The sequence below is a fragment of the Mesorhizobium sp. P2_C5_2 genome (assembly GCF_056404535.1).
In genome coordinates this window covers 467,175-489,364 of the sequence record NZ_JBFUDV010000003.1, presented here as the reverse complement: position 1 = coordinate 489,364, position 22,190 = coordinate 467,175, and the positions used below count along the sequence as shown (strand labels likewise).

The 22,190-nt window shown below is 62.9% G+C and carries 20 protein-coding genes; 14 read left to right on the top strand and 6 right to left on the bottom strand.

What is annotated here, in order from left to right; all coding sequences use genetic code 11:
• Positions 1-32 precede the first annotated feature (32 nt).
• A complete protein-coding gene (locus AC1D1B_RS13655) occupies positions 33-2,051 on the top strand; it encodes a transcriptional regulator (protein ID WP_477332910.1) in 2,019 nt (672 codons plus the stop codon).
• Between the two features lie 40 nt (positions 2,052-2,091).
• Here AC1D1B_RS13655 and AC1D1B_RS13650 read toward each other — a convergent pair whose 3' ends face one another.
• From AC1D1B_RS13650 to AC1D1B_RS13635, 4 genes are all read right to left on the bottom strand, one after another.
• Positions 2,092-2,322, bottom strand: coding sequence for a hypothetical protein (locus tag AC1D1B_RS13650; protein ID WP_477332908.1), 231 nt, complete (start codon positions 2,320-2,322; stop codon positions 2,092-2,094).
• A 99-nt stretch (positions 2,323-2,421) separates the two neighbouring features.
• Positions 2,422-3,603 (bottom strand): choline ABC transporter ATP-binding protein, encoded by a 1,182-nt coding sequence (gene choV, locus AC1D1B_RS13645; protein WP_477260683.1) that lies wholly within the window; start codon positions 3,601-3,603, stop codon positions 2,422-2,424.
• Positions 3,600-4,454, bottom strand: a complete 855-nt coding sequence (gene choW, locus AC1D1B_RS13640; RefSeq protein ID WP_181061315.1) for a choline ABC transporter permease subunit — start codon at positions 4,452-4,454, stop codon at positions 3,600-3,602. The genes choV and choW overlap by 4 nt, the downstream gene beginning before the upstream one ends.
• A gap of 137 nt (positions 4,455-4,591) precedes the next feature.
• Positions 4,592-5,527, bottom strand: coding sequence for a choline ABC transporter substrate-binding protein (locus AC1D1B_RS13635; RefSeq protein WP_477332906.1), 936 nt, complete (start codon positions 5,525-5,527; stop codon positions 4,592-4,594).
• A gap of 381 nt (positions 5,528-5,908) precedes the next feature.
• Here AC1D1B_RS13635 and AC1D1B_RS13630 point away from each other — a divergent pair, with 381 nt between their 5' ends.
• From AC1D1B_RS13630 to AC1D1B_RS13585, 10 genes are all read left to right on the top strand, one after another.
• A complete protein-coding gene (locus AC1D1B_RS13630; RefSeq protein WP_477332905.1) occupies positions 5,909-6,520 on the top strand; it encodes a thymidine kinase in 612 nt (203 codons plus the stop codon).
• 14 nt (positions 6,521-6,534) lie between these two features.
• Positions 6,535-7,719 carry a glycosyltransferase gene (locus AC1D1B_RS13625; RefSeq protein WP_477332903.1) on the top strand — a complete coding sequence of 395 codons (1,185 nt, stop codon included), beginning with the start codon at positions 6,535-6,537 and terminating at the stop codon, positions 7,717-7,719.
• Positions 7,720-7,800: 81 nt separating this feature from the next.
• Positions 7,801-8,184, top strand: coding sequence for a c-type cytochrome (locus AC1D1B_RS13620; protein ID WP_477332901.1), 384 nt, complete (start codon positions 7,801-7,803; stop codon positions 8,182-8,184).
• A 322-nt stretch (positions 8,185-8,506) separates the two neighbouring features.
• Positions 8,507-9,595: a hypothetical protein gene (locus AC1D1B_RS13615; RefSeq protein ID WP_181061310.1), complete on the top strand. Its 1,089-nt coding sequence runs from the start codon at positions 8,507-8,509 to the stop codon at positions 9,593-9,595.
• Between the two features lie 28 nt (positions 9,596-9,623).
• Positions 9,624-10,769, top strand: a complete 1,146-nt coding sequence (locus AC1D1B_RS13610; protein WP_477332899.1) for a hypothetical protein — start codon at positions 9,624-9,626, stop codon at positions 10,767-10,769.
• Between the two features lie 24 nt (positions 10,770-10,793).
• On the top strand, positions 10,794-12,704 hold the full coding sequence (locus AC1D1B_RS13605; RefSeq protein WP_477332897.1) for an AAA family ATPase: 1,911 nt from the start codon (positions 10,794-10,796) through the stop codon (positions 12,702-12,704).
• A gap of 69 nt (positions 12,705-12,773) precedes the next feature.
• Positions 12,774-13,184 (top strand): endonuclease domain-containing protein, encoded by a 411-nt coding sequence (locus AC1D1B_RS13600; protein WP_477333313.1) that lies wholly within the window; start codon positions 12,774-12,776, stop codon positions 13,182-13,184.
• A gap of 67 nt (positions 13,185-13,251) precedes the next feature.
• The gene (locus AC1D1B_RS13595) at positions 13,252-14,559 is read left to right on the top strand and encodes a DUF6638 family protein (RefSeq protein ID WP_477332895.1); all 1,308 of its coding nucleotides are present in this window, start codon (positions 13,252-13,254) and stop codon (positions 14,557-14,559) included.
• Between the two features lie 103 nt (positions 14,560-14,662).
• Positions 14,663-15,787, top strand: a complete 1,125-nt coding sequence (locus AC1D1B_RS13590) for a DUF2333 family protein (RefSeq protein ID WP_477332893.1) — start codon at positions 14,663-14,665, stop codon at positions 15,785-15,787.
• 312 nt (positions 15,788-16,099) lie between these two features.
• Positions 16,100-17,779: a formate--tetrahydrofolate ligase gene (locus tag AC1D1B_RS13585; RefSeq protein ID WP_477332892.1), complete on the top strand. Its 1,680-nt coding sequence runs from the start codon at positions 16,100-16,102 to the stop codon at positions 17,777-17,779.
• Between the two features lie 65 nt (positions 17,780-17,844).
• On the opposite strand, the gene AC1D1B_RS13580 is transcribed toward AC1D1B_RS13585, so the two are convergent.
• Positions 17,845-18,483, bottom strand: a complete 639-nt coding sequence (locus AC1D1B_RS13580) for a cysteine hydrolase family protein (protein WP_477332890.1) — start codon at positions 18,481-18,483, stop codon at positions 17,845-17,847.
• 125 nt (positions 18,484-18,608) lie between these two features.
• Between AC1D1B_RS13580 and AC1D1B_RS13575 the strand changes: the two genes are divergently transcribed.
• Positions 18,609-19,598: a helix-turn-helix domain-containing protein gene (locus AC1D1B_RS13575; RefSeq protein WP_477332888.1), complete on the top strand. Its 990-nt coding sequence runs from the start codon at positions 18,609-18,611 to the stop codon at positions 19,596-19,598.
• An 18-nt stretch (positions 19,599-19,616) separates the two neighbouring features.
• Here the strand turns inward: AC1D1B_RS13575 and AC1D1B_RS13570 are convergent, their stop codons facing one another.
• Positions 19,617-20,174, bottom strand: coding sequence for a sugar O-acetyltransferase (locus AC1D1B_RS13570; RefSeq protein WP_477332886.1), 558 nt, complete (start codon positions 20,172-20,174; stop codon positions 19,617-19,619).
• A gap of 130 nt (positions 20,175-20,304) precedes the next feature.
• Between AC1D1B_RS13570 and AC1D1B_RS13565 the strand changes: the two genes are divergently transcribed.
• Together AC1D1B_RS13565 and AC1D1B_RS13560 are read left to right on the top strand one after the other, a co-directional pair.
• Complete coding sequence (locus AC1D1B_RS13565; protein WP_477332884.1) at positions 20,305-20,766, top strand: DUF4126 domain-containing protein; 462 nt, start codon at positions 20,305-20,307, stop codon at positions 20,764-20,766.
• A complete protein-coding gene (locus AC1D1B_RS13560) occupies positions 20,763-22,139 on the top strand; it encodes an FAD-containing oxidoreductase (RefSeq protein ID WP_477332882.1) in 1,377 nt (458 codons plus the stop codon). The genes AC1D1B_RS13565 and AC1D1B_RS13560 overlap by 4 nt, the downstream gene beginning before the upstream one ends.
• Positions 22,140-22,190 lie beyond the last annotated feature (51 nt).

The window sequence follows — 22,190 nt, the reverse complement described above, 5'->3', positions numbered from 1 at the left end:
GGGCCAGCGTGGGAACAGGCGTGGTATCTGGCGTGGAATCGAACCTGGCGAGCAGCCATCAAGGCCTTAGCGTGCGCCTGTTTGGGCCGCTGGCGATCGTGCGCAACGGCGTCCCGGTGACGTTGCCGGCATCGCGCAAGCTGCGCGCGTTGCTGGCCTATCTGGTGCTGGCGCCCCATCCGGTCGGACGTGGCAAGCTGTGCGAACTGCTGTGGGATGTTCCAAATGATCCCAGGGGCGAACTGCGCTGGTACCTCAGCAAACTGCGGGCGGCTCTCGACGAACCGAACCGCCGCAGGATCGAAACCGCTGATGATACGATCGCGCTCGATCTCGACGGCGTCTCGGTCGACGTGCAGGATGTCGCGTCGGCGGCTGCCGCGGGTATAGAAACGCTCGACCCCGAGCGGCTGCAAGCGCTGTCAAAGCTCTTCGTCGGCGATTTTCTGGAGGGGCTGGAGATCGACCGCAGCCCGCTCTTCAACAATTGGCTGACCGCCCAGCGCCGTCGTTTCGGCTCCTGCCACGCGGCCCTCCTGGAACATCTGGTCAAGACGCTCCCTGCCGATAGTGACGACACGTCCGCCCACCTCGAAAAATGGCTGGAGCTGACCCCGTTCGACAGCCGGGCCCACATCGCCCTTCTGACAAGGCTGGCGCGGCGCGGCCAGTTCGGCGCCTGTGAAAACCATCTGGCGTCCGCCGCACAACTCTTTCAGTCGGAAGATCTGGATTTCGGCCCGGTGCGCCAGGCGTGGCTGGCCATTCGCGCGGAACGTCCCTGCGGGACTTTGCCGGCACAGCCGGCTACAGCGCCCGCTGCGAACCAGGCGCCGAGCACGCTCGCGGAAACCGAAGCCTCGACACCGCACAAGGCGTCGCTTGCCGTGATGCCGTTCGCCGAAGACGCCAACAGTGGCATTCGCGGGGGGCTTGCCGATGGCTTTACCCACGACATCATCACCCGCCTGGCCAAGCTCAAGGATTTCTTCGTCATCGCCCGTGGCTCGGTCTTTGCGCTGGCCGAGAAAAACATCGCGCCGGAAGATGCCGGTCGCCGGCTGAATGTCGGCTATGTCGCTACCGGCACGGTGCGCAGCCTGGCGGGCCGCGTCATCATCACTGTCGAGCTTGTCGAGGTGCGCACCGCCAGGATCGTCTGGGCCGAGACTTTCGAGCGCAGACCCGACGACATCTTGTCCGTGCTCGACGATATCGGCAACAGCATCGTGGCCTCTATCTCATCCGAGATCGAGACGGTCGAGCGCAACCGCGCCATGCTGAAGGCGCCCAATTCGCTCAATGCCTGGGAGGCCTACCATCGCGGCCTCTGGCACATGTATCGCTTCACCCGCAGCGAAAACGACCTCGCCCAGCATTTCTTCGATATAGCCATACGGCAGGATCCGACCTTCGCCCGCGCCTATGCCGGCCTGTCCTTCACCCGTTGGCAGAGCGCTTTTCAGCGCTGGGGCGACCGCGACCAGGACAGCGCGCTTGCCTTTGAGGCGGCCGGCCAAAGCCTGTTGGTCGACGACCACAATCCAGCCGCGCACTGGGCGATGGGCCGGGCGCTGTGGCTGCGCGGCGAAGGAAATGCATCCGTGCTCGAGCTGGAACGAGCCGTCGACCTCAGCCCGAACTTCGCGCTTGGCCACTATGCGCTGTCCTTCGTTCAGTCGCAGTCGGGCGATCCGCAAGCGGCGATCGGCTCGTCGGATCATTCGCGCCATTTGTCGCCGTTCGACCCGTTGCTGTTCGGCATGCTGGGCGCGCGCGCCATGGCCCATGTCCGCCTCGGCCAATTCGACGAAGCGGCTGATTGGGCGCTGAAGGCGGCCGCCCGCCCCAACGCCCATGTCATCATCCTGTCGATAGCCGCCCACTGCCTGGCGCTGGCCGGCCGGCTGGACGAGGCCAAGACTTTCGCCGCTGCCATCCGCAAGACGCTTCCAGGCTACCGCGCCGACGACTTCATCGACACTTTCCGCTTCGACCCGGATGCCACGGCCCTGTTCAGGCTCGGCGCCAAACGCATCGGGCTGAATTGAAGCAGGCGCGGCTGTCGGGGATTTCCCCCTGATTGTCTGCTCAGGAAATGACGGCGATCTTCCATGCCAGCATGGCGACGATTGCCGCAGCGCACAACAGCGTCGCCCAGCCGTGCCGCCCCAATGCATGCAGGACAAGAACGGCCAATGCGGCAATAATCGCCGCAAGCCCGCCTTTTATGTAGAAGACCTGCTCCGCGCTCAGCGGTGTGCCGGCGGCCCCGCCGATTCTGAAGAACTCCAGGATCGCCCGCGCCGCAATCACAAGCATCAGCCCGAGCGCTGCTTGCGCCGCCCGCGGTTTAGACGACCAATTCCAGATCCGCTGCAAAAGCGCCTTGTCCTTGATGGTCCCGAAGGACCGCGTTCCCTATCTGCGCAGCACCGCGCTCAGCACGTCGCGTATGCCGATCGCGCCGACAAAGCGCGACTGGTCGTCGAACAGCGCCACCGGTGCCGTCTGCGAGCGGTGCATGGCCAGCATCACCGTCTTCAGCGACGTGCCGGGGTTGGCCCAGAACACCTGCGCCGTTTCCTCCGGCTGAGCCTCGACATCCGCGCACGACACCCATACCGCTGGCTTGCCGTCGCGTTCGGCCGCCGCCACCAGCCCATGCTCGTCGATCTTGAAGCGCGTCGTCTTGCGCCGGTCGAGCCACACCCAGCCGTTATCGCCGTGCTCGAGATCGCGGCTGTCGCGCATGACGTTCCAGGCGGTCAGCACCGAGAGCGGGTTCACATTGGCGATGAAGTCGCGGACATAGTCGTTGGCGGGCTTGAGCACGATATCTTCCGGCGCCCCGGTCTGCACAATGCGCCCGCCCTCCATGATGGTGATGTGGGTGCCGATCTTCAGCGCTTCCTCGAGATCGTGGCTGACGAAGATGATGGTCTTCTTCAACTCCGCCTGCAGCTGCAGCAATTCGTCCTGCAGCTTGGTGCGGATCAGCGGATCGAGCGCCGAGAATGGCTCGTCCATCAGCAGGATCGGCGCCTCGGTGGCGAAGGCGCGCGCCAGGCCGACGCGCTGCTGCATGCCGCCGGACAGTTCATGCGCGTATTTCTTCGACCACTGGTCGAGGTGGACCAGTTCGAGCTGCTTTTTCACGCGCTCCTTGCGCTCCTGCTCCGGCACGCCGGCAAGCTCGAGGCCGAGGCCGACATTTTCCTCGACCGTGCGCCATGGCAGCAGGCCGAACTGCTGGAATACCATCGCCACCTGCTTCTGGCGCAGCCGCCGCAGCGTCGCCTGATCGCAGGTTACGACATCGACGATATTGTCACCGTCCTTGACCAGCACCTGGCCGCGCGACACGACGTTGAGCCGGTTGACGGCCCGCAGCAGCGTCGACTTGCCCGAGCCCGACAGGCCCATCAGCACAGATATCTCGCCCTCATGCACGGTCAGGCTGGCGCCCGCGCAGCCCAGCACATTGCCGGTTTTTTCGAGGATTTCGGCGCGCGTGGCGCCGCCGTCGATCAGCGCCAGCGAACCGGCCTGATCGGAACCGAAGACGATATCGACATTTTTGAAGTCAACGGCGACGGTCATTTCTTGCCTCCAACGCCGATACGCGTCATCCGGTCGAGCACGATGGCGAGCACGACAATCGCCAGGCCGGCTTCGAGCCCGAGGTCGATGCGGCGCGAGCCGAGCGCACGGTTGATTTCAGTGCCGAGGCCGCCGGCGCCGATCAGCGCTGCGAACACCACCATCGACAGCGACAGCATGATCGACTGCGTCAGGCCGGCCATGATGGTCGGCAGCGCCGAGGGCAGTTCAACCTTCCAAAGCAGCTGCTGCTTGGTGGCGCCGAAAGCTTCGCCGGCCTCGATGATCGACTTCGGCACCGAGACGACGCCGAGATGGGTGAGGCGCACCGCGGTCGGGATGACGAAGATGATGGTGACGATGAGGCCGGGCGCGTTGCCGAGGCCGAACAGCGTCAAGACCGGGATCAGGTAGACGAAGGTCGGCAGCGTCTGCATCAGGTCGAGCACCGGCAGCATGATGCGGTAGACTTTCGGTTTGTGCGCGGCCCAGATGCCGAGCGGGACGCCGATGGCCATTGCCATGGTGGCGGCGGCCACGACCAGCACCAGCGTCTGCACCGTCTGCTTCCAGAGGTTCTGGTTGATGATGAAGATCAGGCCGAGAAAGACGCCGATGGCCAATGGCCGCGAGCGCTGCAGCAGCCAGGCGATGATGGCGACGATGAGCGCCAGCAGCACTGGCGGCACCACCAAAAGGATGTCGACCAGCCCGTCGAGCAGGAAATTGAGGCCGTTCGAAAAGGCCCTGAACACAGTGTCGAAATTGTCGGTGAGGAAACCGAAGAACGCCTTTCCCCAGGCGCCGATCGGTATCTTGTGATCGACCATGAATTTCGAAATCGGATCCATATCGCCCCTCTCATGCGCGAGACCGCCTGCCCCCGGCCTCTGCTGTCGTTACGTCATCTTCTCACAGGATATGAAAAAGGGCAGCCTTTTCTAAATTGGCTGCCCTTCCTGGTTCGGCTTTGCCGAATTCAGTCGGCTCAGCTTCCGAGCGCGGTCTTGACCGCCGCAGCCGCATCGCCGCCATCGAAGGTGGTGACGCCGGCTATCCACGGCGCAACCGCGTCAGGGTGCTTCTTCAGCCAGTCGGCTGCGACCGTGTTGGCGTCGCCGCCTTTCAGGATCGCGTCCATCATCTCGCCTTCCATGTCCAGGTTGAATTTGAGATTGGCGATGAATTTGCCGGCATTCGGGCACTCGGCGGTGTAGCCCTTGCGCACATTGGTGAAGACGGTGGCGGCGCCGAAGCCGCTGTCGCCCATGCCGTCGAGATAGGTGATCTTCATGGCGCCCATCACCGGATGCGGCGTCCAGCCGAGGAAGGCGATCCACTCATTGTTCTTCATCGACTGCTCGGCCTGCGTCAGCATGCCGGCCTCCGAGGACTCGACCAGTTCGAAGCCTTCGAGATTGTCCTTCGGGTTCTTGATCATGTCGAGGATGATGCGGTTGCCGTCATTGCCGGCCTCGATGCCGTAGATCTTGCCGTTGAACTTGTCCTTGAACTTGCCGATGTCGGTCAGCGACTTGACGCCGGCGTCCGCGACATAGGTCGGCACGACGATGCCGTAACCGGCGCCCGTCAGGTTGGTGCTGATCGTCTCGACCGAACCGTCGGCGGTGTAGTCCTTGATGTCGTTGGTCATCGACGGCATCCAGTTGCCGAGGAAGACGTCGAGATCCTTGTTCTTCAGCGACGCCATGGTCACCGGCACCGAAAGCTGGATCGTCTGCGGCTCGTAGCCGAGCGCGGTGAGCAGCACCGAAGCGACGCCGGTCGTCGCCTGGATGTCGGTCCAGCCGACATCGGAAAGGCGCACCGCCTTGCAGCTTTCCGGATCGCCGGCAAGAGCAGCGCTCGTGGACAGGAAAGTCGCCAGACCGAGGCCGGCGACGAAGGTGTTCATACGCGACATAGATATTCTCCCATTGTGATTCTTTGGCGAAGCGTAGTTACGGTTTCTCTGCCCGCCTTGTTTCGCCAGCCAAACACCATTCTGGTGTGGTTTCAAGCATTAAGGCAATCACGATCAACGGCGCGGACTGGCCAAACAGCGACACGCCTGCCGCTTTTTCGATGGCAGCCGGCTTTTCCAGTGAAATGCTGCGGTGCCCCCTCCCCGTGCCGGGACAACTCGGCTTAAGGTGTGCCGGGGTTCAGGTCAGGCCGAGCCGAAAATGGTTGATGCCGAGAACCGGAGCGGAGCGTACTCAAAGTACGTGAGCACCGGAAGCGCAGGTATCAGCCATTTGCAGGCCGGTATCACCTGAAACGCGGTACACCTTAAAAGGGCGGCATGGCCAAGCTATACTTCCACTATGCGACGATGAATGCCGGCAAGACGACGATGCTGCTGCAGGCGTCCTACAATTATCGCGAACGCGGCATGACGACGATGCTGTTCGTCGCCGGTCACTACCGCAAGGGCGACACCGGGTTGATCTCGTCGCGCATCGGCCTGGAGACCAAGGCCGAGATGTTCCGCGACGGCGACGATCTCTACGCCCGCGTTGCCGAGCACCATGAGCACACGACCGTGCATTGCATCTTCGTCGACGAGGCGCAGTTCCTCGAGGAAGAGCAGGTCTGGCAGCTTGCCCGTATCGCCGACCGGCTGAACATTCCGGTCATGTGCTACGGCCTGCGCACCGATTTCCAGGGCAATCTGTTTTCCGGTTCGCGCGCGCTTCTGGCCATCGCCGACGACCTGCGCGAAGTGCGCACCATCTGCCGCTGCGGCCGCAAGGCGACAATGGTCGTGCGTCTCGGCCCTGACGGCAAGGTGGCAAGACAAGGCGAACAGGTGGCGATCGGGAAGGACGTCTATGTCTCGCTCTGCCGCCGCCATTGGGAAGAGGAAATGGGCCGCGCCGCACCCGACGACTTCATCGGCTTCACCAGAGGCTGAATGGCCGGGGCAACATGAGAATTCTCCAGTTCACAGTCGATTGCCCGTTTCCGCCGGTATCAGGTGCCGAGATCAGGAACACCGCCAACGCGCGCGCCTTGGCATCGATGGGCGAGGTTCTGACGGTAAGCCTGACTGGCGCCCCGGCGCCTTCTCCACCGCCGAATATCCGTCACCGGATCATCGAGGCGGCGCGCGGCCGGGCTTCCTGGTACAGGCGTAGCCCCCATCCGACCATGCACATCATACCGGACGACGAACTGGCTGAGGCAGACGCTCTGTGGGGGCAATTCGACCCCGACCTCGTGGTTATCGAGGAGATCGTGCTTGCGCAGTTGCTGACGCTGGCGTCGAAACATCGCGCGCGCACCGTCCTTGACCTGCACAACATAGATTCCCAAACGGTGGCCGACCGCATCGCCGGGCTGACGCTGTGGCAGCAACTTCGCGGCTGGCGCCAAAACAGGCGCAAGAAGACAGAGGCCCGCGACGCCGACAGACATGCGGCAGCCACCGCCGATCAGGTCTGGGTCTGTTCGCGGACCGACGGGGCGCTGCTGTCGGCTCTCGGCCCCGTCAACGACATGAGGCTCATCGCCAACCCCATTCCGGACGAGAGCGTGCTCTCCCTGCCGATTGGTGCCGAGCGGTACCGTGAGCTCAGCCTGTGCTTCATCGGCCATCTCGGCTATTTCCCCAACATCGACGCCGTCAAGCAGATCGGCCGCGGGATGGTGCCGCGCCTCGCCGCCTCCGGCCGGCCCTGGTCGATCACCGTCGCCGGCAAGACCCCGCGCGATGTCGTGCGTGGTTTGTGCGCCAGGCATGGTCTGCAGCTGATCGAGAACCCGCCGCATCTGCCGGAATTGCTCGGACGTGCCGGCTATGCGCCGATCCCGCTACGCTTCGGCGGCGGAACCCGCATCAAGGTGCTGGAGGCCATGGCGGCGGGCCTGGTCGTCGCCGCCACCGAAAAAGCCGTCGAAGGGCTTGGCCTGCAGGCGGGCAGGCATTTCCTGTCCAGCGACGATGCCGGCCAGCTGGCGACGAAAATCATCGACCTGTCGGCGACGCCGCAAGCGGCGGCCGAGATGGCGGAACTCGGCCGCGCCTTCGTGCGCGACAGAAATTCGTTGGCAGCGATCGAAATCGCGATCCGCCAGGCGGTTGCGGCGATCCCGCTCCGCCCCAATGAATAAGAGGGCAATACCTACGCCATATGGCGTTTGTTAAGGCCTGCCGCCTACTTTGGCCGCAGCCAGAGCCAGCCGGGGACCGCCATGCTTCGAGCCATTTCGTCAGCATTCGTTTTTTACTTAGCCGGCATCATCGTAGCACAGGCCGACGGCGACGCCGCGCTGGGCAAGAAAGTGTTCTACCGCTGCATGGCCTGCCACGAGGCGGAAACCGACCGCGACAAAGTCGGCCCGCATCTCCTTGATATCGTCGGCCGCACCGCCGGCACAGCCGAGAATTTCAACTATTCGCAGGCCATGAAGGATGCCGGCGCCGCCGGCCTCGTCTGGGACGAAGCCAACCTCAGGGCCTATCTCGGCGCCCCCAAGCTGAAAGTACCCGGCAACAAGATGGCCTTCTCCGGCCTGACCAGCGACGAGGACATTGCCAACGTCATCGCCTATCTGAAGGCCGATCCGAAGCCCTGAACGGCTGGATGCGTAGCGCGATGGCGATGGCTTTCGCCAACTGTCACGCGCCTGCAACCGATTGAGTTCTCTGTCGAATTTCAGCACATCCACACCAGCCGAGATCGACTGCTTTGCCAGCGCCAAAGTTCAATGACAGTTGAACAATGCCTGACCGGCTGGTTAATCACGCCATGACCCCGCCTTCATTGCCTTTCAAGACGAAGGCGTATTTTTTTGTTTTCGGGGCGGGTCTTGTCTTGCGTCTTTCAATCCCCGGATGCCCCACATATATTCGCCGCTGTTCGCAGCCAGCGACCGGAAGCCGAAGCGGGAGGCCCCTATGGCGACATTGCAGAATTTCGATGCCGAAATTGCCAAGACCAGGCAGGTTGTGCAGGACATGCGCACCAAGATCGAGCAGTCCGGCACCGTGCTTGATACGCTTGCCACGGCCGACAAGAAGATCGGCGACGCCAATTTCGACATCGAGAATGCCCGCATCGAGGATGTGCTGAAGCAGCAGAAGGTGATGGAAGGCAACATCGCCGACCTGATCATCGGTCTGGAGGACGCCACCAACGTCTTCGGCACCGAATTCGAAAGCATGAAGAACTACACCGGTTGGGAAAGCTTTGTCGGCGTCTTCTCGGCGCAGCGCAAGCAGCGCATGCGCACCGACCGCGTCCGCAACATGTCGCTGGCCGGCAATCTGCAGGAGCTTCTGGTCAAATCCGACACCATCGTCGGCATCCTGAAGGCGCAAAAAGAGGTCCTCGACCAGCGCTACAAGACCTCGGAAAACAGCCTGTCGCAAGTGATCGAGCGCCGCAAGGTGACCATGACCAACCTTGAAGCGGTGCAGAAGCGCATCGAGGAGGTCAACCCGCTGCTGCTCGACATCGAGAACAAGATCGCGGCCTCGACCAGCCAGAAGGAGCGCACGCAGCTTGAGGGCGAGCGCTCGAAACTGGCCACCGAATACAATGAAAAGCAGGCCAAGGAGCAGGAATTGCTGGCCGAGAGCCAGACGCTGGAGCGCTACACCTCGATGTTCCAGACCTTCGTCGATTCGCTCAACAACCAGATTGCCGCGCAGTCGACGCTGATCAACAAGCTGACCATCGATACCGAGCAGCGCATCGTGCTCTACAAGGCCCTTGAAGACTCCCTGAAGACCGCCGCCCAGCAGGACGTCGCCCACAAGATCAACACGCTGGGCAGCCAGGTCGACAACACCGCCGAGGAGACCATGGCCGGTATTGGTGCCGCCTCGCAAAAGCACATCGGCGATCTCCTCGAAATGCACGAGAAGAATATGGTCGCCAGCTCCGACATCCAGCGCCGCAAGAAGCTTGCCGACGACGCCTTCGCCCGCCGCTTCGACGACGTGATGAAGAAGCACAATTCGGCAAACTACGTGCAGTCGTAAGGAGCGGCCGCACGCGAGCACACCCGGCATGACTCCCGAAAACGAAGCGGCGGCGCGCTATTTTTCCGCCATCACGGCCGCACTCAGCGGCCTTGAAGTGTTCATGCGCGACGACCGCTCACCGCTTTACCGGCACGGCATCGTCGCCAAGATCGTCGCCGAATACATTGCCCGGCTGGACAAGTCGTTCTCCTGCTGGCGCAACCGTCTCGGCTTCATGGACACGTTCCGCATTTCGCGCGCCGACAGCGGCTATCCCGTCTTCCAGAACCTGCTCGAACTGGAAAACGATCGCCGCCAGGCCGACGCGCGGCTGGCCAACATCCCGCTGGCCGGCGAATTGCGCGAGGAAATGGCCGACTTCATCCTGCGCCACAAGGAATTCCCCGAGGCTTTGCAGAAGTCGATGGCCGAGCGGCTCTATCTCGAAGACGTCAAGAGCGAGCAGACTTTTGGCCCGTTCTCGCTGGCGCAGACGGCCAAAGTCTCGGTCAATCCCAAGACTTTCCGGCCCTACTACCTCGTCCACTGGGCAAGCTTCGACGGCAGCGCCAACCTGCCGCTGGTCTATATGGTGACGGTGGAGGATTCCTCCGAAGCCATGATCCGCCAGCTCGTCGACAGCAACGGCAAGCTCAACGAACAGGTCGACATCCCGCTGCCGGTCGACGGCCTGCTCAACCCCGAGCTTGCCCACCGTTTCGACGATTTCACCGAAAAGAATTCCGCTTACACGCTGTCGCCGGCGACGATTGCGGTCAATCTCGACAAGGATTTCGAGCCGCTGCACCCCAAGCAGTTGCGCCGCGTCGTGCTTGGCCCCTTCTATTCCGCGGGCATTACCGACAACAACTCGACGGTGACCGAAGTGCTGGCCAAGGTTCGCAAGCCCGAAAATGCCTGGCTGCTCACCTGGACCATCCAGGAGGTCTATTCCAAGGGCGAGAAGCCCGGCCGCAAGGGCCTGTTTTCCAGCGAGAAGACAACGCAGGAATTCTTCATCAACACCGACGATCTCGAGGCCGCGCGCCAGGGCGTGTCGAGCTACGAGAACCACGCCCTGATCCCGCATGAAGCCTACCAGGCACTCTACGCCGCCGGCGAGGCACAGAAGATCTTTTCCGGCTACAAGGTCCACATCCTGTCCAACGGGCAGGTCATCTCAGACGTCTGACCGTAACACCACGGAGCATCCTTCATGGACACCGGCCTGACCACCATCCCGGAAGCGGCGATCGAAAAGCACCGCGCTACGGCGCAGAGCTTCATCACTCGCGTCGTCGTTCTGGAAGACCCGTCGCGCGAATCCGGCACCGCCCTTGCCGGCACCAACCGCCGCTTCGTCTCGACCGTCTCGGTCGGCTCGGTGCGGCGCACGCGCGAGGTCGAGCTGACCAAGACCGTCGCCGCCATTCATCCCGACGACCAGCTGATGAGCATCCCGCAGCACACGCTTTTGTTCCGCGCCCGACGTGGCCTGGCGATTGCGCTCGCCATCTCCGACGTCTTCGCCGAGGGCTCCGACCTCGAAAGCCTGCAGGCCAAAAACACCCGCGCGCCGCTCGAAGGCGACGAAGCAGCCACCTTCAAGAAGCTTCTGTCAGCCTCGGCTTACGTTTCGGCCTTCAGCCTCGCCTCTTATCTGTTCCAGCGGATCGACAGCGACGGCGAGGCGCCCAACGATATTCCCGAGCCGGACTTCCTGTTCGACACGCCGCAGGACGCGGTGAAGTCGATCGTCGCCGGGCTGGACAAGGCGATCACCGGGTCGAAGGACGATGGCGACCTGACGACCCGGGCGCGTGCCTTTGCCCGCGTCGCCATAGACGGGCTGCTGGCGCGCAAAGGCCGCTTCGACGGCATCGGTCCGTTCGAGAACGCCCATATCCGCATCGACGCAGACGATTTTACCCTCGACGGCTTCGACGTGGCGCCCGGAAAGCGCTCCAAGCCACTGGTGATGACCTTCAAGAAGCCGGAAGAGGTCGTCGGCAATCACATCGCCAAATACCAGTCGGTCAAGCTCGCCAAGATGCTGATGGCCTATGATTTCGAGCGCGAGCTGAACCCGTTCGTCGAGCTCGGCGGCTTCCTCTTCACCTTCATCGGCGACGGCGCGCCCGGCACCGGCAAGACGACGCTGATCCAGATGATCTCCGGCCTCGTCAATGGCTATTGCCAGGTCGCCGGCTATCCCTTCGCCTATGAGAATTTCGGCGTCGACCAGATCTCGTCCTACCAGGGCAAGTCAGGCCAGAACTGCCGCCAATTCATCAACAATGTGCTCAACCCGCGCGTCATCGGCTTCGGCACCGTCGATGATATCGACCAGGTGGCGGCGCGCCGCTCCGACGACCGCGCTTCGGCCGGCCAGCAGGAGATCACCGGCGTCTTGATGGATGCCTTTGCCGGTGCCGGCACGGTGGTGCGCGGCAACTGCTCGTTCGGCATGTTCTCCAACTATCCAGAAAATGTCGACGACGCGCTGCGCCAGCGCGCCGGCGCCCGCTGGCTGGTCGACGGGCCGCAGAGCCGCGACGACTATATCGACATCTTCGTTTTGCTTGCCGGCAAGAACCACAAGATCCCGCTCGGCGACCACAAGCTCTACGCCGCGCAGGAAATCGAGCGCGCCGTGACCGAGGCTTATGAGGAGCATGAGAAGCCGCAGGAAGACGGGCTGATGAAGGTTTACGAGCGCTACATGAAGGAGAATGGCGCGCCGAAATCGATGGCCGACATCGGCACTTATCTGCACCTGATCAAGGACGCCGAGCCGCGCTTCACCGGCCGCGCCATCAAGAACGTCACCGACGCCATCAAGATGCGCGCCATGGACATCGAGCTTCCCGACGACTGGTTCGAGAAACCGGAAGCCTTCATGCACAAGGGCTACGACGAGAAGAAAGCCATGATCGAGGAACTGCGCGGGCCGTTCTCGATGGACATGGTCATGCAGGAGATCAACCGCTACGCCGATTCCGAATTCCGCTATTCCGACAAGTCCGACGACGCTGCGGTGGAGAAGCTGCTGCGCGACGCAAGGCTGCGCGAACGTGCTGGGCGGGAGATGGAGGAGATGAAGAAGAAGGGGCTGTGGAATGCGTGAGCCTAGCACCTCTTCCTTCTCCCCGTTCACGGGGAGAAGGTGCCCGAAGGGCGGATGAGGGGCAGCGCTGTGCATGGAGGAAACGAGCCAAAGGTATCAAGAGCCCGTCAGCTCCGAAAAGTAGAGAACGATGCCGAGGAAAAACTCTGGCACGAATTGCGTGGACGGCGATTGAATGGTCACAAATTTATTCGTCAGCTACCGATCGGCCCGTATTTCGCAGACTTCGCTTGCCGCGAAGCCAATCTGGTCGTTGAGGTGGATGGCAGCCAGCATGCAAATCGATCTCGTGATCGATACAGGGATGAGACGATGAACAGGAACGGCTGGTCGGTATTGAGGGTTTGGCACGCCGATGTCCTGACGGGCCGTAGGAGCGTACTGGATACGATCGTTGCGGCTTTGGATGGTCGGCTCAATCAGAAGATGATTGCAGTCGATGTGAAGTTTTTGCCTGCCTCAACGTTGGGGGACAAATGATGAGCGTCGGCGCCGCCCCTCATCCGCCCTTCGGGCACCTTCTCCCCGTGAACGGGGAGAAGGAAGGATGACCCACCCCGCCAAAAAACCCGACCTGCTGCGCGACAACGAGCTGATCTATGGCCGCCTGTTGACGGTCGACGAGTCGCACCTCATCCAGCGCTACAACAAGGCGCTGGTGGCCTTCGGCCTCAAGCCCACCAAGCTGAAGAGCTTCCAGATCGACCGCACCGGCTTTTCGCCGGAAGTGGCCGAGGAATGCGGCGACTACGACTATCTCGACCCCAATGAGGTCAACCGCCGCTTCATCATCCTGACGCCGTCGCAGATCGACCTGCCGGTGGTGCACACCGCCTTCTCCAACACCTCGCAGCTGATGTTCGAATTCATGTCCAAGAACCAGCGCGCCATCGATGCGCTGACCATCAAGGACGTCATCTACGGCGAGATCGAGGATTCCGTTCCGCTGGTCAACGACATCGAGGACCTGCTGTCGATCAGCCAGGTCGAGTTCAAGGTGCTGTCGGCCGAGGACGTGCTGGGCAAGGCCGCCGAGCTCGGCAAGCTGGTCGACCGGCTGAAGCAGGAGCCGGACGCCTGGCGCGACAACGCCATGCTGACCCGCATGGTGGAGCTGGCGAAGGTCTGCGGCGACATCCGCGAGAACGCGCTGGTGCCCGACCAGGTGATCTTCCGCCACAACGCCTATTGGACCAGCCATTTCGGCGGGCTCTACGTCTTCGTCGACCCCGACATGACGACGGTCATCAGCGACCCGGCCGCACCAGGCTTTCGCCGCTCGCGTCCCTGGCAGGTCAGCTATCTCTCGATCAACGATGCCGACAAGGTGTTCAAGTTCCTCGCCAGCACCGGCCGTATCGAACTGCCGAGGGCGTCATGGGTGGAAAGCTCGGGCTATCTCGAGCATCGCGCCGAGATGGTGGTGCGCTCGCTGATCCGCGACACCGAGCCGAACCGCAATCTGACCGACGTCGACAAGGTTTGGCTGCAGACCTGGATCCACGGCCATGCCGACCTGATCACCAGCGACGGCAATTTTCCCTTCCTCAACGCCGCCAAGCGCGAGATCGCCCAGCTCGGCCATCTCAAGATCGAGGATGTCCCGCCGCGCCAGCGCTTCCTGGTCGTGCGCGGCAAGCCCGACCATCCCGACGCCTGGCTGACCAACCAGCTGATCTCGGATTTCGTGCCGCAGGACTTCGTCTCGCGCTACGTCTTCAACAAGCCCGGCTTCTACAAGGACTATGACGGCTTCAGCGACGCCTGGCGATCGCATGTTGTGGACGTTCTGAAAACCACATATTTGAAGGACAAGGTGGCGTTTCGCACGCGCCTTTACGGCCTGACTGACTAGAACGAAATGAGCCGTCATTTCGTTCTAACTTGTTGTTTTGGCGCATGATGTTGTCCAAAAAGTCTGCAACTTTTTGGCATCATGCTGAGGGGTGATGTGAGCCATGCTTGATCCGATCGTGAATTTCTTCACCCGCATCTTCCAGTGGATCGGCCGCGGCATCGGCCTGGTCATCGGCGTAATCCTGTGGCCGTTCATGTGGGCCGGGCGCTGGTACACGCAACGCGGCTGGATCCTGAAAGCGGTGGTCGGCCTGGCTCTGCTGGTGCTGATCGGCCTTTACGCCAACTTCTTCTATGCCACCCAGTGGTGGAACAAGTTCGACCCCAACTACGTCGACAAATACACCTTCGATAACCGCAACATCTCCGCCGGCGAACAGGTCGCGGCCGGCGCCGGCACCGAGACCGCCAAGACCTGCGGCAATTCAGGCATCGCCCAGGTCGCGGCCGACCTCACCGATTTCAACGTCAACCAGAATGCCTGGATCTCGTCGATGATCCTCTACAAGCTCGGCCTGTTCGGCGTCGACTGGGATCATACGCCGTTCATGGACAACAAAGCCTCGTTCCAGCGCGGTATCAACCAGGCGGTGCGCCGCACCGCCACCGAGCTTGCCGACAATCTCGGCCGTGTGCGCACGACGTCGCAGATCGACGCCGATTTGCAGGATGCGCGCGGCAATCTGCAGTTCGACGAATACACTTGGTATTTCGGCCTCAACCCGTTCGGGCCCAAGACGCCGACGCCGAGCTATTATCGCGATGCCGTCAACAAGCTGCGCTCGTTCAACGCCCGCCTCGCCACCTGCCAGGCGACGTTCGATGCCCGCGCCGACAATCTGAAGCAGTACATCGACCGCATCTCCTCGGATATCGGCTCGACCTCGGCGATCCTCAAGGAGCGCGCCGAAAATCACAACGATGGCTGGTTCGACTTCCGCGCCGACGACCGCTTCTGGTTCGCCTATGGCCAGCTCTATGCCTATTACGGCCTGATGAAGGGCGCCCAGGCCGATTTCGACGACGTCATCAAGGAAAAGCATCTCGGCAATCTATGGGACACGATGGATGCGCAATTCGTCTCGGCGCTGCGCATCCAGCCCTTCATCATCGCCAATGGCCGCGAGGATGGCTGGATCATGCCGACCCACCTGACGACGATGGGCTTCTATGTGCTGCGGGTGCGCTCCAACATGGTCGAGATCAGCAACGTCCTGACGCAGTAACGTCCGTCGCTGCCTCGACGGCGATGGCGAATTTGCGCCGTCGCCTCTGTCGCATTCCGTGCATTGGGCGGCTGTTTTGAGACGGCGCAATGTCGCATCCTCTGGCTTCTATACGGCGCGGCAACGGAGCCAGGAAGAACCGGCGACAGGTCGGCCCGGCCGCAGAGACACTTTCTTCATAGGAAACATAGTTGCATGCAAGTTGACGCCGCGGCAGCGACAGGGTTAGAACATGCCCGCGCCCGGGTTCAACATGCCTGCGAGTGAGATCAAACCCGTCCCCTCCACCGTCCAATCCGAAGGAAAGCCGTCATGGCCGAAGTGAAGTCCGACATCGAGATCGCGCGCGGCGCCAAGAAAAAGCAGATTCAGGAGATCGGCGCCAAGATCGGCATCCCGACCGAGCACCTTCTGCCCTATGGCCACGACAAGGCGAAAATATCTGCCGAGTTCATCAAGTCGGTGAAGGGCAACAAGGACGGCAAGCTGATCCTCGTCACCGCCATCAACCCGACGCCGGCAGGCGAAGGCAAGACGACGACGACGGTCGGCCTCGGCGACGGTCTCAACCGCATCGGCAAGAAGGCGATCGTCTGCATCCGCGAGGCCTCGCTCGGCCCGAATTTCGGCGTCAAAGGCGGTGCTGCCGGCGGCGGCTACGCACAGGTCGTGCCGATGGAGGACATGAACCTCCATTTCACCGGCGATTTCCACGCCATCACCACCGCGCATAATCTGCTTTCGGCGCTGATCGACAACCACATCTACTGGGGCAACGAGCTTGGCATCGACACCCGCCGCGTCGTCTGGCGCCGCGTCATGGACATGAACGACCGGGCGCTGCGCGAGATGATCTGCTCGCTCGGCGGCGTCGCCAACGGTTTCCCGCGCGAAGGCGGCTTCGACATCACCGTCGCCTCGGAAGTCATGGCGATCCTGTGCCTTTCCACCGACCTGAAGGACCTGGAAAAGCGCCTCGGCGACATCATCGTCGCTTATCGCCGCGACAAGACGCCGGTCTATGCCCGCGACCTCAAGGCCGACGGCGCCATGGCCGTTCTCCTCAAGGACGCCATGCAGCCCAATCTGGTGCAGACGCTGGAAAACAACCCGGCCTTCGTCCATGGCGGCCCGTTCGCCAACATCGCCCATGGCTGCAACTCGGTCGTCGCCACCACGACCGCGCTGAAGCTCGCCGACTACGTCGTCACCGAAGCCGGTTTCGGCGCTGACCTCGGCGCCGAAAAATTCTTCGACATCAAGTGCCGTAAGGCGGGCTTGAAGCCGGCAGCAGCCGTCATCGTCGCCACCGTGCGCGCCATGAAGATGAATGGCGGCGTCAAGAAGGAAGACCTCGGCAAGGAAAACATCGAGGCGGTGAAGAAGGGCTGCGCCAATCTTGGCCGCCACATCGAGAACATCCGCCAGTTCGGCGTGCCGGCGGTGGTTGCCATCAACCACTTCTATTCCGACACCGACGCTGAAATCCAGACGATGAAGGACTACGTCGCCTCGATGGGCGAAGAAGCGATCCTGTGCAAGCATTGGGCCAAGGGATCGGCCGGCATCGAGGAGCTGGCCAACAAGGTGGTGGCGCTGGCCGAATCCGGGGCGTCGCAGTTTGCGCCGCTCTATCCGGACGCCATGCCGCTGTTCGAGAAGATCAACACCATCGTCCAGCGCATCTATCGCGGCTCGGAGGCGATCGCCGACAAGTCGGTCCGCGACCAGCTGCATGCTTGGGAGCAGGCCGGCTATGGCCACCTGCCCGTCTGCATGGCCAAGACGCAGTATTCCTTCTCGACCGACCCGAACCTGCGCGGCGCGCCGACCGGCCACACCGTGCCGGTGCGCGAAGTCAGGCTTTCGGCAGGTGCGGGCTTCGTCGTCGTCATCTGCGGCGAGGTCATGACCATGCCGGGCCTGCCCAAGGCGCCGTCCTCGGAAAAGATCTTCCTCAACGAAGCCGGTCAGATCGAAGGCCTGTTCTAAGAACGTGCAATCCCTAACAAAAGGGCGCCGCATCGATGCGGCGCCCTTTGCATTTCGGCGAGCAGTTAGGCCGCGTTGCGCGCCAGCGCCCGCTGGTTGGAGGCATAGATCGTGTCGCGCTTGGGCAGGGCGCCCGTCCTGAGGCCATCGATCCATTCGGCGGTGTCGAGCACGGCCGCAAAGCGCGACTGCAGGATGACCGTCACCACCCGGTGGATCTCCTCGGCCGAGGCGTAACCGGCGCTGTTGGCGTAAGGCAGCGAGCCGGTGGCGTCGGACAGGAATTCGACCGCAAAGCCGACATGCGCGGCGTGGATGATGGTCGACAGATCGCAATTATGCGTCATGTAGCCGATCACCGTGATCGTATCGATGGCGTTGGCGCGCAGCCATTCCTCAAGATCGGTGCCGGCGAAGGCGCTAGGTAGCGACTTTTCGACATAGTGGTCGCGCTCACGCCTGGCGATCTCAGGATGCAATTCGCCGCCATGGCTGCCCTTGGCGAAGATTGGCGACGTCTCCGGCGCCATCTGCTTGACGACAACCACCTTCACGCCTTCGGCAGCGGCGGCATCCATGGCGCGCGCCACATTGACCACGCTGTCGCGGAACGGCGGATGCTGGATGGCGAGGTTGCCGCCGTCATAATCATTCTGGACATCGATGACGATAAGTGCGCGGCGCGGCGTGGTGTTGGCGGACATGGTGTTTTCCTCTAGGGCTTGAATGGGACGGGCCGAAACTAGGCGGATCGCCCGGCTGCCAAAAGTGGCCCAATTGACATCGTTCGAAAGAATTGGGACAATCCGCTTCCTTGCTGGAACCGACCATGACCGACCCGATCATTGCCGTCCTCGCTTTTGACGGCATCAGCCCGTTTCACCTCTCGGTGCCGTGCGTGGTGTTTGGCACCGACCGCACCAAGCTCGGTCTGCCGCGGTTCGACTTTCGCGTCTGCGCGCTCGACGATGGACCCATCCACACCGATGCCGGGCTGACGATCGCTGTTCCACATGGGCTCTCGGCGTTCGACGCTGCCGACATCATCATCATTCCCAGCTGGAAAGATCTCGACGCCCCGCTTCCCACCCCGCTCCTCGAAGCGCTTTCGCGCGCGCACCGGCGCGGCGCGCTGATCGTCGGCCTCTGCCTCGGCACATTTGCCATTGCCGCCGCCGGGCTGCTTGCTGGCCGGCGGGCGGCCACGCATTGGTCCTCCACCGACCGGTTACAGGCGCTGCATCCCGACATCGAAGTCGACGCCGACGTGCTCTATGTCGACGATGGCGACATCGTCACCTCGGCCGGTGTCGCCGCCGGGCTCGACTGCTGCCTGCACATCGTGCGCGCCCGCTATGGCGCCGAAGTAGCGTTGCGGCTGGCCAGGCACATTGTGCTGTCGCCGCACCGACAGGGCGGGCAGGCGCAATTCATCGAGCGCCCGCTGGCGAAAACCCCGGCAACCGACCGCTTCACCCAGGCGCTCGACACGGTGCGGGCAACGCTCGGACAAACCCACAGCCTCGACCGCGTCGCCGAGGCCGCCGGCCTGACCCGGCGCACCTTCACCCGCCGTTTCCAGAAATCTATAGGCACCAGCTTTGGCGAATGGTTGGCCGGCCAGCGCATCGAGCTCGCGCAACGGCTGCTGGAGGCGACCGAGAAATCAATGGACATGGTGGCCTTCGAAGCCGGCTTCGGCAGCGCCACATCGCTGCGCCAGCATTTCGCCGCGCGACTGCGGACCTCGCCGGCGCAGTACCGGCGCGAATTCTCCAGGCGGACCGGCGAGCAGGCGATGTCCGCCCTGTCTCATTGATCATCGGCGGACGCGCATTCAGCCGCGCTTGACCGCTCGGGCAGGATTGCCGACCACCGTCGTGTTATCAGGCACGTCGCGTGTCACCACCGCGCCGGCGCCGACGATGGCGCCATCGCCGATACTGATGCCGCCGAGGATAATGGCGCTGCCGCCGATCCAGGCGCTGTCGCCGATGGTGACCGGCCTGGCGATCTCCAGCCCCGCCTGACGGCCCACAGCCTCCTTGTGGTGCTCGGCGCAGTAGATCTGCACATTGGGGCCAAGCAGCGTTCGCCTGCCGATGCGCACCGGCGCCGTGTCGAGGATGGTGCAGCCGGCATTGAGGAAGGCGCCCTCGCCAAGATGGATGTTGAAACCGTAGGCGCAATGGAACGGCGCCTCGATGCGGGCGCCCTCGCCCGCGTTGCCGAGCAGTGTCTTCAGCCCCGGTCCGAGATTGCCGCGCTGTCGGGGCGGCAGTGAATTGTGCTCGAACACCGCATCGCGCGCGATCACCCGCAGCGCCTCAAGCTCGTCGTCGATGCAGGTGTACCACTCGCCTGCAATCATTTTCGTGCGTTCGCTTGCGGACATGGCCACGCCTCCGATCTGATCTCATGCCAAAGCACAATCCTCCGCTGGGGAAAACCCCGCTGGCCAAATGCCCGGCCTATGCTAGCTTGCCGCGCGGGCCGTCCGAGGTCCTGCGCTGAGGGGATCAACCATGCTCTATCTGCTTGCTCTTCTGATCGGCATCATCGCCGGTCTTCGCGCCATGGCCGCGCCGGCCGCGGTCGCCTGGGGCGCTTATCTCGGCTGGCTGCCGGTCGCCGGCACCTGGGCAAGTTTCATGGGCCATTGGGCTGCCGTCGGCATCTTCACCATTCTGGCTGTCGTCGAACTGATCACCGACCAGTTGCCCTCGACGCCGAGCCGCAAGGTGCCGCAGCAGTTCGGCGCCCGCATCCTCATGGGCGCCTTCAGCGGCGCGGTGATCGGCGCCACCGCCGGTTCCACCATTGGCGGCCTGATCGCCGGCGCCATCGGCGCGGTCATCGGCACGTATGGCGGCGCCGAAGCGCGCGGCCGGCTGGCGGCTGCCTTCGGCAAGGATTTGCCTGCCGCTCTCATCGAGGACGCGGTGGCGATCATCGGCGGCCTGCTGATCGTGGCGGCGGTGGCATGACGGCAAAGACTTTCGACGCCATCGTCATCGGCGCTGGACAGGCCGGCCCGTCGCTCGCCGGCCGGCTGACGTCAGCCGGCATGAGCGTGGCGCTGATCGAGCGCAAGCTGATCGGCGGCACCTGCGTCAACACCGGCTGCATGCCGACCAAGACCATGGTTGCCAGCGCCTATGCCGCGCATCTGGCGCGGCGCGCCGCCGACTATGGCGTGACGTTCTCGGGTCCTGTCGGGGTCGATTTCAAAAGGATCAAGGCGCGCAAGGACAAGGTCACCAGCGACTCCCGCACCAATCTGGAGACCTGGATCGCCGGCATGAAGGGCTGCACCCTCTATCGCGGCCATGCGCGCTTCGAATCCGCCAACACGGTGCGCGTCGGTGACGACCTTCTGACCGCCGAGAAAATCTTCCTCAACACCGGCGGCCGCGCCTCGGTGCCCGACCTGCCCGGCATCCACGACATCGACTACCTCACCAATTCCTCGATGATGGATCTCGAAATTCTGCCGCGCCATCTCGTCGTCGTCGGCGGCAGCTACATCTCGCTCGAATTCGCGCAGATGTTTCGCCGCTTCGGTTCCGAAGTCACCGTCATCGAGAAGAGCCCGCGCCTGACCGGCCGCGAGGACGAGGATGTGTCGGCGGCCATCCTGTCGATCCTCGAAAACGAAGGCATAGAAGTCCATGTCGGCGCTAACGACATCGGCTTTGCCAAACAGGGCAACGACATCGCCGTGAGCTTCTCAGCCGGCAAGCCTTCGGTGGTCGGCTCGCATGTGCTTCTGGCGCTCGGCCGCACCCCCAACACCGACGATCTCGGCCTCGACAAGGCTGGCGTCGCGGTCGATCTGCGCGGCTTCGTCACCGTCGACGATCAGTTGCGCACCAGCGTGCCTGGCATCTGGGCGATGGGCGACTGCAACGGCAAGGGCGCCTTCACCCACACCTCGTATAATGACTTTGAGATCGTCGCTGCCAATCTGCTCGACAACGATCCACGCAAGGTCAGCGACCGCATCGAGGCCTATGCGCTCTATATCGATCCGCCGCTCGGCCGCTGCGGCATGACCGAGGCGGCGGTAAAAAAGTCCGGGCGCAAGGCGCTGGTCGGCCAACGACCAATGACCCGCGTCGGCCGCGCCGTCGAAAAAGGCGAGACGCAAGGTTTCATGAAGATCCTGGTCGATGCCGACACCAGGGAAATCCTCGGCTGTTCCGTGCTTGGCCCCGGCGGCGATGAGGCGGTGCACTGCGTGCTCGACCTGATGTACGCCAAGGCGCCGGTCGATACGCTGGCGCGCGCTGTGCATATCCATCCCAACGTCTCGGAGCTGTTGCCAACCATCGCCCAGGAGTTGAAGCCGCTCGCCTGACGTAACTCTGCGTCAAGCTCCGCGCTTTCTGCATTGGTGCATTGCAGCAAT

Excerpts from the sequence above, each read along its gene's own strand:
- AC1D1B_RS13650 (WP_477332908.1), bottom strand. The coding sequence starts at position 2,322 with ATGCTTGTGATTGCGGCGCGGGCGATCCTGGAGTTCTTCAGAATCGGC.
- choV (WP_477260683.1), bottom strand. The coding sequence starts at position 3,603 with ATGACCGTCGCCGTTGACTTCAAAAATGTCGATATCGTCTTCGGTTCC.
- choW (WP_181061315.1), bottom strand. The coding sequence starts at position 4,454 with ATGGATCCGATTTCGAAATTCATGGTCGATCACAAGATACCGATCGGC.
- AC1D1B_RS13635 (WP_477332906.1), bottom strand. The coding sequence starts at position 5,527 with ATGTCGCGTATGAACACCTTCGTCGCCGGCCTCGGTCTGGCGACTTTC.
- AC1D1B_RS13630 (WP_477332905.1), top strand. The coding sequence starts at position 5,909 with ATGGCCAAGCTATACTTCCACTATGCGACGATGAATGCCGGCAAGACG.
- AC1D1B_RS13625 (WP_477332903.1), top strand. The coding sequence starts at position 6,535 with ATGAGAATTCTCCAGTTCACAGTCGATTGCCCGTTTCCGCCGGTATCA.
- AC1D1B_RS13620 (WP_477332901.1), top strand. The coding sequence starts at position 7,801 with ATGCTTCGAGCCATTTCGTCAGCATTCGTTTTTTACTTAGCCGGCATC.
- AC1D1B_RS13615 (WP_181061310.1), top strand. The coding sequence starts at position 8,507 with ATGGCGACATTGCAGAATTTCGATGCCGAAATTGCCAAGACCAGGCAG.
- AC1D1B_RS13610 (WP_477332899.1), top strand. The coding sequence starts at position 9,624 with ATGACTCCCGAAAACGAAGCGGCGGCGCGCTATTTTTCCGCCATCACG.
- AC1D1B_RS13605 (WP_477332897.1), top strand. The coding sequence starts at position 10,794 with ATGGACACCGGCCTGACCACCATCCCGGAAGCGGCGATCGAAAAGCAC.
- AC1D1B_RS13595 (WP_477332895.1), top strand. The coding sequence starts at position 13,252 with ATGACCCACCCCGCCAAAAAACCCGACCTGCTGCGCGACAACGAGCTG.
- AC1D1B_RS13590 (WP_477332893.1), top strand. The coding sequence starts at position 14,663 with ATGCTTGATCCGATCGTGAATTTCTTCACCCGCATCTTCCAGTGGATC.
- AC1D1B_RS13585 (WP_477332892.1), top strand. The coding sequence starts at position 16,100 with ATGGCCGAAGTGAAGTCCGACATCGAGATCGCGCGCGGCGCCAAGAAA.
- AC1D1B_RS13580 (WP_477332890.1), bottom strand. The coding sequence starts at position 18,483 with ATGTCCGCCAACACCACGCCGCGCCGCGCACTTATCGTCATCGATGTC.
- AC1D1B_RS13575 (WP_477332888.1), top strand. The coding sequence starts at position 18,609 with ATGACCGACCCGATCATTGCCGTCCTCGCTTTTGACGGCATCAGCCCG.
- AC1D1B_RS13570 (WP_477332886.1), bottom strand. The coding sequence starts at position 20,174 with ATGTCCGCAAGCGAACGCACGAAAATGATTGCAGGCGAGTGGTACACC.
- AC1D1B_RS13565 (WP_477332884.1), top strand. The coding sequence starts at position 20,305 with ATGCTCTATCTGCTTGCTCTTCTGATCGGCATCATCGCCGGTCTTCGC.
- AC1D1B_RS13560 (WP_477332882.1), top strand. The coding sequence starts at position 20,763 with ATGACGGCAAAGACTTTCGACGCCATCGTCATCGGCGCTGGACAGGCC.